Raw genomic sequence first — 15,223 nt, 5'->3', positions numbered from 1 at the left:
AATTAGTTTAATTAATATATTTCATAATTGACCAAAGTTGAATTTACAACAAGTGTTAAACTGAAATAATAAAATAAATTTTCAATGAAAAAATTAATATATACTTCATTATTGGGCATATTCATGTGCTTGATCCTGAATAATTCTTTACTAGCTTCCTCGCACAGAGAAGCACCATTAATCTCTTATGATGCATTAGCGGATAATACGGATGTATATGCTTTCAGAAGTCCATGTAATACTAATTCAATCATCTTGGTTGCAAATTACATTCCATTCGAGCATCCTGCAGGTGGACCAAATTGGTACACTTTCGGTCAGAATATCAGATATGAGATCCACGTCGACAATGACGCTTCTAAACTTGGTGACGAAGTCACATACAGATTCACTTTCAGTAGAATAGATGAAGATCCTTCTACTTTCTTCAATATCAGATTAGGTTTACAGAATGTTAAAACAACCTATACTTGTGAAAAAAGTACTGATGCAGGTGTAACATTTACACCGATCATCATCAATGGAGTAGTACCTCCACCGAATATCGGTCCACGCTCTATCGAGAATTCTACAGTAGGTCTTGGCACTACATACAGTGCTCTAATGGCAGCAGCAGTTTCTGAAGCAACCACCGGTGAAAAAGTATTCTGCGGTCCTGTTGACGATCCATTTTTTGTTGACCTAGGAGGTATATTCGATGCTGGTGGGTTCAGAAAAGAAGGTGAAGCGAGAGATGGAGTGGCTAAATTTAATTGCCATTCAATCGTAATCGAAGTTCCGATTGAAAATCTTCAGAAAGATGGTAAGACAGTTGACAAAGCAGCAAGCATCCTTGATCCTGAATTTGTGATTGGTGTATGGGCTTCTTCTAGCCGTCCTGCGATGACAGTATTGAGTGCTGATGGAACAGAACCAACTACTTCAGGCAACTGGATCCAGGTTTCAAGACTTGGAATGCCTTTGACTAATGAAGCGATTATTCCAATCGGATCAAAAGACTTATGGAACATAGTTACACCTTACGGTGATGATATTCAATTCGCTCCATACTTTACGAATCCTGAGCTAGCTCTTTACATGGATGATTCACAATTCGGTGGTGCCGTACCAGGTCTATCTGCTTTGAGAATCCAATCAAAATCACTTGGTGCTTTTGACTTTAGAAATGGACAACCAGGCTTATTTCCTTTGAAAGGCAATCCTGCATTAGCCGGAACTGCATTGGATGATGCTTTGTTTGGTACAATTTTACTTCCGGATGATCACAGCCCTCGTGCAGTGGATCTTTTACCAATATTTTATACTGGTGTTCCAAACTTAGCTCCTTACCAATTAGCTACAGGCAAAAATGGTAATCCACTAGCAGCTGGCAAACCATTTATCAACAACTTTCTTCCTTCATTGGGTGACATGTTGAGATTAAATATGGCTGTTCCTGCTACACCGAGAGATGATCCTAATTTCAGTTCTTTGGGTATAGTGAACGCAGCAGTATTGGGTCTTACAGATCCTAAATATAATGGTACTACTGACATTCAGTTTATTCCAAACATGGATGGATTTCCTAATGGAAGAAGATTGGAAGATGATGTTACGACTATCGAATTACAAGCAGTATCTGGTGTTGCTCTTGCAGCAATAGGTCTATGGTATGATGATTATGTGGTAGGTGAAAGCCCTGTAACTCCAAATCTAGTAAGTGTATTGAGCTTCAATGCAGGTGTAACTAAGAATGATAAGCCATTCCAGGCATGTTTTCCTTTCGTAGCTGCTCCATGGGAGAGTTTCAAAGGAGATAGCTATGCAGGAGATGTATTAGCCACTAAAAATCTTGGTCTTAATACACCAAAAGTAATGTTGAACGCATATCCTAGTCCATTTACTGCAGAGTTGAACGTTAAGTACAAACTTGCTCAAAGCGGTACAATCAGAATTAATTTGGTTGATATCTCAGGTAGAGTAATTCAGACTATTAATGAAGGTGTTAAATCTCCGGGTGAATACACTTCTAGATTCAAACAAAGTAAATTACCATCAGGTACTTACTTCGCTAACATTCAGTTGAATGACAAAATGATCCAAAGTGTCAAAGTGACAAAAATTGATAGATAACAGTTAATTCCAGGGGTCATTCACTTTAAAGGATGACCCCATTTTTAAAAAATATAATTCACAAAAACAATGAAAAAATTACACTATTTATCACTTATATTTTTCCTTTTTACAATCACTACTATTTCTTTTTCTTCTTGCACTCAAAGTAGAGGTGAGGGAAGTAATCTAGAAATAAAAATAAGTGACGAAGAATCTATTGCGGCATTATTGCCAAGGAAAAATGACAAAGAAGGAAAAGAGGAGTATGATATGCTCCGTAATAAATATCAGGAATCTGTAAATACCCTCAAAGAAAAAGGTTTTGATGCAAAAGCCTACATTGCCTTGGCATCCATCTATATTACAGAATGTAGGATCACCGGGAATGCAGACTATTACAATCATGCCGCAGTTCAAATGCTGGACAAAGTGATCAATAATCCTGCATCGGATGTCAATAGTAAGCTAGAGTCATATAGTCTCAAATCTGCAGTTTACCTCAATATGCATCAATTCGAAGAAGGTCGTAAAATGGCACTTGAAGGCATTAAGATCAATCCTGTCAATGCAGGTCTTTATGGTGCACTGGTAGATGCAAGTGTAGAACTAGGTCAGTATAAAGAAGCCGTGGCTTATTGTGATAAAATGTTGAGCATTCGTCCTGATTTGCGTTCTTATTCAAGAGCATCTTATTTAAGACAGATATATGGTGACAATCAAGCCGCTATAGATGCTATGAAGATGGCACTGGAAGCAGGAATACCTGGTAATGAAAATACAGAGTGGACCAGAATTCATTTGGCCGACCTTTATTTATACACAGGAAAAATCAATGAAGCTGCTGCATTATATCAACAATCACTTTCATTCAGACCGGATTATCCACATGCAGAAATGGGTCTTGCCAGAGTCGATAAATTAAATAAAAACTATCCATCTGCTATTGTTCATGCAAAAAAAGCAATTACACAAATGAGTGAAGCGGCTTTTGTATCATTCTTAGGTGAATTATATGAATTAAATGGAGAACAAGATAAGGCGGATAAAGTATTTTCTGATGTGATAAAATTGTTGGCTGAGGCTCAAAATAAACCAGTTGTTGGCAATATCAGTCACAATGCCGCGAGAGAATTTGCAATGGCTTATATGGATGCTAAACAGTATGATAAAGCACTTGAATATGCTAAGAAAGATTATGATATTCGTCCTGATAATATAGATGCAAATGATTTGATGGCATGGATAAATTATAAGAAGGGAGATTACAAATCAGCAATGGTTTATTCAGATAAGGTATTTACTACTAAAATAAAAAGCGCTGATATGCTTTACAAAGCAAGTCTCATCAATTCAAAAGCAGGTAACTCTGCAAAAGCTGAAGAACTTAAAAAAGAGGCACTTGCTATTTCGAAATATATAGATCCAAAAATAATGGTAAATTAATTCTGAAATTTCATTTTTTGAATATTTTACACGTATTGGGGGGCAGCTGTTTTAAACAGTTTCCCCTTTTTTATTTTTATGAAAACCAAACGTTAATTTCATTCGTAAGTAAAGTGCAAATATAAATTAGACATGTTGAAAAGATATATACTTCTTCTCTGTCTCTGTATTGGTATGTTTACAATGCAGGCACACACGATAGACTACGTTCTCGAACAAGAATCCAATTCTTTTGGATTTTATATTTGGGAAGGTGTAAGGCACATTATTCCCCTGGGGCTGGATCATATTCTGTTTATCCTCTGTATATTTTTCCTAAGCACTTCGACTAAGAAAGTCATTCTCCAGGCATCCATGTTTACTTTGGCGCACACCATTACATTGGGACTGGTAATGTTTGATATCATTGATCCACCGACCAAATGGGTTGAAGCATTGATCGCTATGTCCATCGTTTTTCTTGCTGCAGAAAATCTATTTGTCGATAAAGTAAAACCGGGAAGAATTATTTTAATATTTCTATTCGGATTAGTGCACGGTATGGGATTCGCAAGTGCATTGACCAGTTTAAACCTTCCTAAAGTTGATTTTGTAAAGGCGTTGGTTGGATTTAATATCGGTGTAGAAATGGCACAATTGTCTATAATATTATTACTAACCATCATAATAAGATTATTTAAAGCTCATCCTATAGTGTATAGGAAAAGAGTGGTAATCCCAATGTCAATAATAATTATATTAATAGCTTCTTACTGGACTGTAGAGCGTATTTTTTTCTAAATTTGAAAATCTATTAAATATTTAAATATCATGAAATTAAATTTACTAATTATTTTGCTATTAACCTGCTCTTTCGGAGCATTCGCGCAAAATGCAACTCGGGGTATTTATCTTAAAAGTTCCGAGACAAAAAAGCCTGTTCTTGATGTAATAGTGCTGTCAGGGGATGGTCAGTATTTAATGGATGTGGATCCGGCCGGATATATCAGACTTGACAATTTGAAGCAACAGATATCCACTATCTTGATCTCTGGAATAGGATATGAAGGAATGTCTATCGATCTTTCATCACTTACTTTTGATGCTGGGATTGCAACTGTTTATTTAACTCAAAAAATCACCAGTCTTGCTGAAGTAGAAATAAGGGCTTCTGCACAGTCAGGTATATTTAAAACGATATCAGACCTTGATATTCATTTGCGACCTATCGTAAATAGCCAGGAAGTACTACGTATGGTACCTGGTCTTTTTATCGGTCAACACGCTGGTGGAGGAAAGGCGGAGCAGATCTTTTTAAGAGGATTCGATATTGATCACGGCACAGATATACAGGTCGCTGTGGATGGTATGCCGGTTAATATGGTGAGTCATGCTCATGGACAAGGATATGCTGATCTGCATTTTGTTATACCTGAATTAATAGATAAAGTTAATTTTAATAAAGGTCCCTATTTCGCAGAACATGGCAATCTTGCTACTGCAGGTTATGTCGAATTTAAAACTAAGAACTTCCTTGATAATAACTTTGTGAAAGTCGAAGCAGGTCAGTTCAATACATTTAGAGGTATATTAGGTGCAAATCTTTTAGATCCTGCCAACTCTAATCAAACTTTATTCGTCGCTGGAGAAGGGTCATATACAAAAGGTTTCTTCGATAGTCCACAGAATTTCCAAAGGTTCAATGGCATGGCCAAATTCAGAACTAAAATAAATGACAATAATTATTTGTCAGTGACAGGAAGTGGTTTCACCTCATCATGGGATGCAAGTGGACAAATCCCTGACAGGGCGGTGGAAAATGGTTCAATAGGATTCTATGGTGCGATTGATGATAAAGAAGGTGGTCAGACCAGCAGATATAATGCGAATGTAGAATTATCTACAAAATTAAATAATGGAGCAACATTGACGAATCAGCTTTTTTACACCAAATATGCATTTGAATTATATTCCAATTTTACTTTTTTTAAAAATGACTCTCTTAATGGAGATCAGATCAAACAAAAGGAATCAAGAGATATTGTAGGTTTAAATACAAAATATTTGCATGCTTATAATCTTGGCAATTTAAATGCAGAGTCTGCAATTGGTGTACAAGTCAGAGCTGACATGGTGGACAATATCGAATTGTCACATACAAAGGAAAGAACAGAGCTTTTAGATCCTATTAAAAAAGGAGATATTATAGAAGTAAATCCTGCATTGTGGACGACACAGTCAATCAAATTAAGAGGAGGCTTGGATATATCAATTGGAGCAAGGTTGGATTATTTTACTAATCAATATACGGATCACTTACAGAATGATCTTAAGCTAAAATCAAATTCTTTCATCGTAAGTCCGAAGTTGAATTTTAATTATAAAGTCAATGAAAAATGGCAATTGTATCTATACAACGGTAAGGGATTCCATAGCAATGATACAAGAGTTGCCGTGTTGCAAAACGGTAAAGAAGTAGTGACTCCTGCATGGGGAAGTGACTTAGGTACATTGGTAAAATTAGGTGATAAAGTAGTGGTACAAACAGCAGTTTGGTATCTATATTTGAAACAGGAATTTGTATATGTAGGTGATGAAGGTGTTGTAGAGCCAAGTGGTGAAACGCAAAGATATGGCTATGATTTATCATTAAGATATGAACCTTTTAAGAACTTCTACGTAGATGCGGATTTGAATTTTACAAAACCAAGAGCATTAGGAGAACCTGAAGGAGCGAATTATCTTCCTTTGGCTCCAACTTTTACGAGTACCGGTGGTATTTCATATAAAACACAAGTTGGATGGAATGGCAGTCTAAGATATAGATACATGGGTGACCGCCCGGCAAATGAAGACAATTCTGTAGAGGCGAAAGGTTATTTTATCACTGATGCTTCGGTTAATTATACTACTAAAAGATTTGAAATAGGAATTGCTATCCAGAATGTATTTAATACAAAATGGAAGGAAACACAATTTGACACAGAAAGTAGATTGCAAGATGAACCGGAAGCAATATCAGAGATACATTTTACGCCTGGCACTCCGTTTTTTGCAAGGTTGAATGCGACGTTGTTTTTTTAAAAAGAAATTAATAGAGAGAAAAAAATGTCATTGGTGAGAGCTGATGACATTTTTTTTTGATATAATTTAATAATAAATTGCTATTGATAGCTTGCCGTTGACTTCAGTCAACGGACCAAAGTGTTGCTTAACTCGGACTTTAGTCCCCTAATATCTTGAACAGCTAAAGCAGTTAGGTCGAGCAAATTTTAAAGACGACTAAAGTTGGAAGTGGAGTGTATTTCTTGGTCCGTTGGTTAAAACCGACGGCAAATTATTCCTTGATTAAATCTAAATAATGAATTGCTCAAGATAGATTGCCGTTGACTTTAGTCAACGGATTTAATCAACAAATATGAAACAAGAAGTGAAATGACTTTAGTCCCTTATTCCAGCATTTTCCTAATAAATGGCTCAAACTCCTCCGCCATCTTTGCATGGTCCTCCGCACTTGGATGATAATCACACCCAGCAGGAATCATAGGTTTGAATTGAAATATCTCTATAGCTTTAAGAGTTGAATCTGTGTTAAATTCAGCCTTTATTTTATTCAAACAATTAATTAAAAGTTGATTTTTCTCTCCTGATAGCATAGGGCTAGACAACAAAATAATGCGCGTATCAGGATATTTTTTGTAAATCATTTTGACAAATTCAATATAATTAGAAATGAATTTATCTTCATTAAATGTAACTCGATTTTTTATTCCATCTCCTTCTGAAAGATCATTTGTACCGAGACAAATGCTAACAAGATCAGGTTGATAATCATTGGAAAATGGCTTATTTACATTTTTATCTAAATATAAATTTTGATAAACGTCAGGCATATTTGCTTCTTCCTGATTTTCATTATTCCAATTGCGATACATGCCAATTCCGGAAACTGAACTAAGCAAATAGTCAACATTCATCATCCGGGAAACAATGGGGCCATAGCCAAGATATGCATTGTGCTGGTCGTACCATTCTCCTTTACCACAAGTGATTTCAGTTTCATCAGCACCATATCCACAAGTAATAGAATTCCCTATAAATTCAATTTTCTTCTTTATTGTTTGTGGAGCTAATTCTTCAGTAATTAAATCATCCCCATTAAATAAAACTCCTCCATTACTTGCTTCAGTAGCCTTGTAAATAGTGATAATATGACTGACTGTATCTGAATTTAATTGCAAAGATTCATTTTTATTTGCAATTGAAATTGGATAATTTCTTGCCTCCCCTACTTCTACTTTCACTCTACCTTTATAGATTCCATCGACTTCTATTGAAACCCAATTGTGATGATTGTCCAAGCTTTTTAGATTGATATCACATTTGTTTCCTGTTATTTTAAAACTAACCGACGAAGCTGAACCAATTAAAATTACTTCTGAATCTGATAATTTCTCAACACGACCCTTACATTCGAAAATGTTCTTTTTACTTCCTCCACTGTCATAATTTCTGAGGTAGTTTCTGGTGCGAATACCTGATTCTTTTAGATCTTCTTTCTTCCAATTACCTTTTGAAGATGCTGTGGTATTTAACATGGAGCAGGTTTCATTCTTATCAGAAACTGACCAGGTGAGCCAACTTAATTTGTGTTTATCCATCCATTCGACATACGCATGCCATTCAGCCAGATCAAGCGGGCCATCGCCCGTGGCCTCCACTCCGGCACATTCGGATATAAAAACCGGGATTCCTTTTTGCATGGCTTCATCCGTTCTGTCACGTAACCATTTTTTATGTGTCCCAGCATAAAAATGCATAGTGTACATGACATTTGTTACATTTTTAATAGGATCCGCAGCCACTTTATCTATGTCCTGATCCCAATGCGGGCATCCTACAAGAATAATATTGTCAGGGTCGTTGGTTCGGATCGTTTTGATAAGTTTTTCCGAATATGCTTTCACTTCTGACCATTCAATTCGCTCAGGTTCATTGAATATTTCGTAAATGACATGTGGGTATTTATTGTATTTTTTCGACATTCTGTCAAAGAAATCTACTGCCCCTTCCGTCCTAATATTATGGCTATGCCAATCAATGATTACATACAAATCTGCTTTGATGGCGGCATCAACCACTGCTGTAATTAAAGCTTCAGACGTATGTTTGTCTTCCAAATACCCTTTTTTGGGCTCTACACCCATTGCAGCCCTTATTATTGTGCAATTCCAGTCTTTTTTAAGCCATTTAACTGTTCCTTCAGTGTAAAATCTTGGGTGAAAACAACTCCAGCCCAAACTGGCACCGTGCAATGCTATTGCATTTCCACGTTGATCTGATAATTGAGTTCCGATGACTCTTAATTGCCCTGCATCTTTAACAGATTGTGCATGGCATATAGACGCCATTAGCAAAATTAAAAAATAAGTGATCGCACCTTTTAATAGAATTTTCTTCATATTTAAACTAATTACTTTTTAATTAATTCTTCCAGTAATAGAGTTGGCGATTTTAATTAAATTTTAATTTGGAGAATTATATATTGTAACTGATGTTCAAACTCCAAATGCCAAACATTAAATAATTTACCAATTAAATGATTCATTCTTTCCATTTAACTTCCAATTATTAGGAAAAGCATTTGTCAACCAATCCAAAGGCTCACCAACTGGGAGTTTTTTTGATGCTAATTCAAAACATTTTTTGATGGTCTCTTTTTGTTCACTGCCTATGGCATCGGGTTGAGCAGAAATGAATAATGGCGTACCACTTTTAGCAACTAATTCCATCCATTGTTTATTTTTCTCCCAAGGGACTTTCGTGGTAAGTCCTACACAGTCTGCGTCTGAAGCATAGAATTTGCCATGTTGAAGTCCGCGGAAGGCAAGCGTGTTGACTCCCATCTTGAGTGTGCGATCCCATTCATTTCCCGAAGTGTCATCGCCTATTCTTGATATTTCGAAAATTCCTGCGGAAAGATGGCTAAAAGTATTACAAGCGATTATATAGGTATTTCCCGCTGCTTTTTTAATTGTTTTATAAAGTCCCAAAATTATTTCTGCATTTGTTTTTGTCACATCATTCATATGCCAACCTTTTTGAGTCAATGCACCTTTTTGCATCATTTGGAAACCCCAATTACCAAAGATGTCAAAGGTGGTATAATCAAATTTCACCAAATCATAATTCCACTCGTTATATAGTTTAAAATAGCCTGCAATAGTCTCCAGGTTTTCGGGAATACTGGGATCGAGGACAGGCATATTTGGAGTATTTCCACTATTAATAGGCAGGAATAAATTTTTATTGTCTGATTCCTTTCCACATAAAGGTCGTGTCCAAAGTCCCGGACGCATTCCTAGATCTCTTATTTTACTCGCTAGTCCCGCCATGTCCGGAAAAAATTCATTACTCTTTCCCACATTACCCCAGCTTCTGTCATCAGGATGATATGGTGAAGTGGCAAACCATCCGGCATCAATAACAGAAAAGGGTTTGTTATTCAAACCTTCAGCCATTGGCGACATCAAAGATGTGTGCTCGAGAATTAATTTTTCTGAATTATTTCCATAGCTGAAATACCAATCATTTATACCGTAGACAGGATCTGCAGGCATTCTTGCCACCGGACACATAAGGCCCATAAATCTTTGTGTCGTTTGGAAAACAGTTTCCCCTGTATTACTACTTATAGTCACTATTTCGGCGGCCTTTAGCTTTCGATCACCCAGTTTCACACCATTACCACCTGATCTTGTATCGAGATGTAAGGCTAAATTATTTATACCAATATTCCACGAACAGAAACTATTCGTCCCTGTCTTTACTCCAAAGCCAAAAGTTTCATCCCCTTCAATTTCCATGAAATACCAAGGAAGCATTTCTTCTGACTTTGTTGGATGCCAAGAAATGTCTCCATATGTTCTTTCCCAGTGGTCATTCAGCACAGTTGATTTTGTCTTATCAGGTGTAATCCAATTAAGTATTACTTTTTCTAAACTAACATTTGGGCTTCGAATAAACACCTGTATGCCTGTTTTACTTTTTTCCAAAGTAACAGTCAGGTTATTGTAGATCCATTTTGCGCCTGAACCTTTTAATTGTACCACTTGTTCCCCGAGGATAGCCGAAACGCTGTCGGGATATGTGATTAAGGTCTTCTCAGTATTAGAGAATAAGCCATTTGGAACTACTTCGCTAAATAGCAAAGCGCCCAATGCGTAACTACTGTTTTGTATAAAATGCCTTCTATCCACTCAATTAATCTTTGGTTTATTTATTAATCCTGTAAATATCAGTTAAATCATCCAATAATGCCGCTCTTGGTTGATTTATAAAATCAATAAAATCCTGAGAGTCGGGAAGGTTGGCTGCAGGGACGAAGTATGCTTTTTCGCTGTTACCCCAGAACTGAACATATGCTATTTCGATGTTTTGATTTGTGAGTGCCTTGTATATTTTGGAAGAAAAAAATTGAATTTGAGGCGCTCTGCTTTCTGTTATTTGATAACCGGTCTCTGTCAAAGCTGCAATTTTATTACGTTGTCTTGCCAGATCCGAGATTATTTTCAACTTATTGTTTGCTCTTTCAACACCAGCGTCACCTTGATTATCAAAATCGCCATAGTTGTCCATTCCAAGCACATCCACATAACTGTCTCCGGGATATCTATACAAATAGTCGGGTATTGTAAAGAACCTATTGTCCGGAGAAAAAGCATAAATAATATTGTGAACACCTTTTGTATCCCGCAAATATTCTACGGTAAATGTATACATTGATTTGTATTCTGCAGAAGTACAATAGTCGGCTCCCCACCAGAACCAGCTTCCATCGAATTCGTGAAAAGGCCTGAAGATGATTGGTATTTGTTTGCCATCGCTTCCACGAAGATTAGTTGTAAAATCTGCGATTTTATCTAGCTTCTTTTTGTAATATTCATGATTTTCACCGCCCGGCAAAATACTTTTGAATGCATTTTGTTTGGTAAAATCATCCATTTTGTCTGTGTAAAAATCGAGTCCTTTGTATGGCTCTCTGAAGTGCCAACAGAAGGTAACAAAACTACCCTGATCATATGCTTTAATTGCGTCTTGCCTGATCTTAATTTCTTGTTGATAGAACCAATTTTCCGGCTGACCAGTGTTCAAATCATCATTGATGAATGAAAAATCCAAACCAATCATTGCAACATCTTTCCCTGTATTCTTTTTGATGTCAGAAGGCCCTGAAATATTTTGGTAAAAATGGTTGAATGCGTCCTGCTGCCCGATAGCAAAATTCGTTTTTGCAAAAGTTTTAAGATTGTAAAACAAAGCTGTAGTCTCATCTGTAGCATTTTTATCCACCATCATATTCCGAATTTCTACCGGATCTATAACTATTTCTATTTCCTTTTTCGAACAAGAATTGAGCAAAAGAAACAACAAAAAATGTATTAAATATTTCATATTAAAATCGATGAATTCTAAAATAAAATTGAAATACAAAATTATTTTAAATGCCTCAAATCACTAATACTATTTTTACCTAAGTACGATACTATTCAGACAAAGCTAGGATTATAGTATTAGAGTATAATAGTATTAGAGTGGATAGTATTAGAGTAATTTAAAAATGGCTTCTGTAGAGAAAGGTCGCGACCTGTCCCTACAGAAGCCATTTTTAAATTACATGACACTAGAATTGCTTGTTGAAACTTTATTAATATGAAAGCTAAACTTTCTAGTTAACGGTATGTTCGTTAACTCTAATACTTGTCAAGTATATTACTTGTCAACTTAAAGTATCCAAACTTTTTCGGAAAACGACAAGCATTGTATCTACATTTTTTTTGGGGTTACCGGCTATTGAACTGGTGCACTATCCACGGGTACACTGGTTAACTATAATACTATTCTAATGGTTAACTATTCTACTGGTTAACTACAAAACTATTCTACTCTAATACTATTTAACTGAATTCCTTACCTTTGCACCCTAAATCTTTGTTATTATGTTGATGGTGGATGACATGCTGGTGAGTGATGATGTTGTAAAAGAGCACTTTGCCTGCAATCTCAAGTCTTGTAAAGGCGCATGCTGCTGGGAAGGAGACTTTGGTGCTCCGCTTGAATTTGATGAACTTGATATCCTAGATTCCATCAAAGATAAAGTTGCTCCCTATCTTTCAGATGAATCAAACGAAATGATCCGCCAGAAAGGCACTTCCACATTTTTCGAAGGAATGGATGATTTTGGTACTTCATTGATGCCGAATGGGGCATGTGTATTTATGACCAAAAATGAACTTGGCATCGCTGGTTGCGGCATAGAGCAAGCATACAAAGATGGAGTGATAGATTTCTATAAGCCTATCAGTTGTCACTTATATCCGGTAAGGGTTTTGAAAAATAAGGGCGGTTTTGATTATGCCTTGAATTATGATCGGTGGAGCATTTGCTCCAATTCATGTGATCAGATAGGTGCTGATAAAATACAATTATATAAATTCGTCAAAGCTGCATTAATTAGAAAATTCGGTGAAGGTTTCTATGAGCAACTCGAATATTTGGATGGTTTGGCGAGCACTAAAGAGATCAGCTTAGACGACATTGGAGATGAACTTGAATAATTTCGAGGGAGGATTATACCTCCACATTCCCTTCTGTAAGAAAGCCTGTAAATATTGTAATTTCCATTTTACGACATCCCTTGCGCACAAGCCTAATTTACTTGCTGCACTCTCAAAAGAAATAGAGTTGTCTGGAAAATTATTTAGCACAAAAAAACTTCAAACAATTTATTTCGGAGGTGGCACTCCATCCCTATTAAATGCGGATGAAATAAATCATTTATTTGAAATAATAGGGGAAAATTATGACCTAAGTGAAGTTACAGAAATCACAATGGAAGCCAATCCGGATGACTTAACTGAAGCATATTTAATAGGATTAAAAGATACGCCAATCAATAGATTGAGTATTGGTGTCCAGTCTTTTCACGCGGATGATCTTGCATGGATGGGAAGAGTCCATGATGTAAGACAGGCGATGGAATGTATACCACTAGCATACAAGCATGGATTCAAAAACCTCTCTGTCGACCTGATCTTTGGTTACGAACTTCTCACGAATGAAAAATTAAAATACAATCTCGATCTACTAAATAATTGGAAGGTAAAACATGTTTCGGCATATAGTTTAACCGTTGAGGATAAAACTCCTTTGCTCAAAAGTGTAAAACTTGGTTTGGACAAAATGCCGGATTCTGAACATGCTGCTGATCAATTCATCATGATTTCTGAATTTCTTGTCAAAAATGGATATGAACATTATGAAATATCCAATTATTCTCTCCCTGACTTTAATGCTATTCACAATGGTAATTACTGGAAAGGTATTGCTTACATAGGGATTGGCCCTTCCGCTCATTCATTTTATGATGGTAAACGATATTGGAATGTGGCGAACAATGCTCAATATATTAAGTCAATTGAGTTGAGGATTTTACCTCAAACTGAAGAAATTATCGATGAAAAAACTGCTTATAATGAATTAATTCTAACCAGATTGAGAACGAAATGGGGAGTTTCACTGTCCGATGTTTCAAAAATCGATCCATTGTATGTTGAACATTTTTTAACAGAATCACACCCCTTTATCACCTCAGGTGACATCATCTTACATAATGATATATACACTCTCAGTCTGAACGGAAAGCTAGTAGCTGACCACATTACAGGCGAACTATTTCTATAATTCAAAAATAATTTGAAACAAATTTGGATAAAATGTATTTCGTATTGAAAACATATTGTAATATTGCAATATAAAAATATAAGTCATGGGTGCTACAAGATCAGATATATTTACAGACAGTCAAAATGAAACGGCGTCAATGCTTAAGGTCTTAGGCCATCCCGCCAGAATAGCTATTCTGGAATATCTACTAAAAGTGGATGGATGCATTTGTAATGACATCGTGGATGAAATTAATCTAGCTCAACCAACTATTTCACTGCACCTGAAGGAATTAAAAGGGGCAGGAATAATTAAAGGAAATATTGACGGCAAGACTATTTGCTATTGCATCGAAGAGGGTGCATTGCAAAAAATAGCCTCATACTTTGATAATGCTATTGAGAAAATTAAAAGCAAAGATTCAAGTTGTTGCTAATAATCCACATACAACTAAATTTTTTTGACATAATTAAAAACTCTAAAAATGAAATTATCAGAAATTAAGGACATTTTAACCAATTTGGACAATGTCGAATTCCAGTTAAGTGATGGAAGCTTTGTACCGGAGCATTTCCATGTCACCGAGGTCGGTATGATCACTAAGGACTTTATTGATTGCGGTGGAGTCATTCGGCATGAAAAGGTTGTTAACTTTCAATTATGGAATGCAAATGATTTCGAACACAGATTAAAGCCCGGTAAATTATTAAAGATCATTCAATTATCCGAGGAAAAACTTGGCATCGGTGATCATGAAATTGAAGTTGAATATCAGGGGCAAACAATAGGAAAATATGATTTAGATTTTAATGGCGAAAACTTTATGCTGGTATCTAAAAATACGGATTGTCTTGCAATGGATGCTTGTGGAATTCCTGCAAAAGAGCAATTGTTGCAATTAAGTGTAGATTCAGCAAGCAGCTGCACTCCGGGAGGCGGTTGTTGCTAGTCTTATTCAGATAGAATTGAAGTAAAAAGATGA

General features: G+C 36.1%; 11 protein-coding genes. 8 read left to right on the top strand and 3 right to left on the bottom strand.

Annotated elements, in window-relative coordinates:
- Nucleotides 1-84: 84 nt before the first annotated feature.
- The 4 genes from IPI15_RS15945 (at nucleotide 85) to IPI15_RS15930 (ending at nucleotide 6,600) form a co-directional block, all read left to right on the top strand.
- A complete protein-coding gene (locus IPI15_RS15945) occupies nucleotides 85-2,112 on the top strand; it encodes a DUF4331 family protein (protein WP_287421191.1) in 2,028 nt (675 codons plus the stop codon).
- A gap of 69 nt (nucleotides 2,113-2,181) precedes the next feature.
- Nucleotides 2,182-3,537 carry a tetratricopeptide repeat protein gene (locus tag IPI15_RS15940; protein WP_287405525.1) on the top strand — a complete coding sequence of 452 codons (1,356 nt, stop codon included), beginning with the start codon at nucleotides 2,182-2,184 and terminating at the stop codon, nucleotides 3,535-3,537.
- Between the two features lie 135 nt (nucleotides 3,538-3,672).
- Nucleotides 3,673-4,317: a HupE/UreJ family protein gene (locus IPI15_RS15935; RefSeq protein ID WP_287405524.1), complete on the top strand. Its 645-nt coding sequence runs from the start codon at nucleotides 3,673-3,675 to the stop codon at nucleotides 4,315-4,317.
- 30 nt (nucleotides 4,318-4,347) lie between these two features.
- Entirely contained in the window at nucleotides 4,348-6,600 is a 2,253-nt protein-coding gene (locus IPI15_RS15930) for a TonB-dependent receptor (protein WP_287405523.1), read from the top strand.
- A gap of 365 nt (nucleotides 6,601-6,965) precedes the next feature.
- Here the strand turns inward: IPI15_RS15930 and IPI15_RS15925 are convergent, their stop codons facing one another.
- From IPI15_RS15925 to IPI15_RS15915, 3 genes are all read right to left on the bottom strand, one after another.
- Complete coding sequence (locus IPI15_RS15925) at nucleotides 6,966-8,978, bottom strand: cellulase family glycosylhydrolase (RefSeq protein ID WP_287405522.1); 2,013 nt, start codon at nucleotides 8,976-8,978, stop codon at nucleotides 6,966-6,968.
- Between the two features lie 126 nt (nucleotides 8,979-9,104).
- Nucleotides 9,105-10,775, bottom strand: coding sequence for an alpha-amylase family protein (locus IPI15_RS15920; RefSeq protein ID WP_287405521.1), 1,671 nt, complete (start codon nucleotides 10,773-10,775; stop codon nucleotides 9,105-9,107).
- A 16-nt stretch (nucleotides 10,776-10,791) separates the two neighbouring features.
- Nucleotides 10,792-11,970, bottom strand: coding sequence for a glycoside hydrolase family 26 protein (locus IPI15_RS15915; RefSeq protein WP_287421189.1), 1,179 nt, complete (start codon nucleotides 11,968-11,970; stop codon nucleotides 10,792-10,794).
- A gap of 545 nt (nucleotides 11,971-12,515) precedes the next feature.
- Between IPI15_RS15915 and IPI15_RS15910 the strand changes: the two genes are divergently transcribed.
- From IPI15_RS15910 to IPI15_RS15895, 4 genes are all read left to right on the top strand, one after another.
- Entirely contained in the window at nucleotides 12,516-13,133 is a 618-nt protein-coding gene (locus IPI15_RS15910) for a DUF3109 family protein (protein WP_287405519.1), read from the top strand.
- Nucleotides 13,126-14,259 (top strand): radical SAM family heme chaperone HemW, encoded by a 1,134-nt coding sequence (gene hemW / locus IPI15_RS15905; protein WP_287421187.1) that lies wholly within the window; start codon nucleotides 13,126-13,128, stop codon nucleotides 14,257-14,259. The genes IPI15_RS15910 and hemW overlap by 8 nt, the downstream gene beginning before the upstream one ends.
- Nucleotides 14,260-14,344: 85 nt before the next feature.
- Nucleotides 14,345-14,677, top strand: a complete 333-nt coding sequence (locus IPI15_RS15900; RefSeq protein ID WP_287405517.1) for an ArsR/SmtB family transcription factor — start codon at nucleotides 14,345-14,347, stop codon at nucleotides 14,675-14,677.
- A gap of 48 nt (nucleotides 14,678-14,725) precedes the next feature.
- On the top strand, nucleotides 14,726-15,190 hold the full coding sequence (locus tag IPI15_RS15895; protein ID WP_287405516.1) for a DUF6428 family protein: 465 nt from the start codon (nucleotides 14,726-14,728) through the stop codon (nucleotides 15,188-15,190).
- Nucleotides 15,191-15,223 lie beyond the last annotated feature (33 nt).

The sequence above is a fragment of the Candidatus Brachybacter algidus genome, assembly GCF_016707225.1.
Taxonomy (GTDB): domain Bacteria; phylum Bacteroidota; class Bacteroidia; order Chitinophagales; family Saprospiraceae; genus Parvibacillus; species Parvibacillus algidus.
Note: the sequence above shows the minus strand (reverse complement) of the source record. Positions and strands in the feature narration are given on the sequence as shown.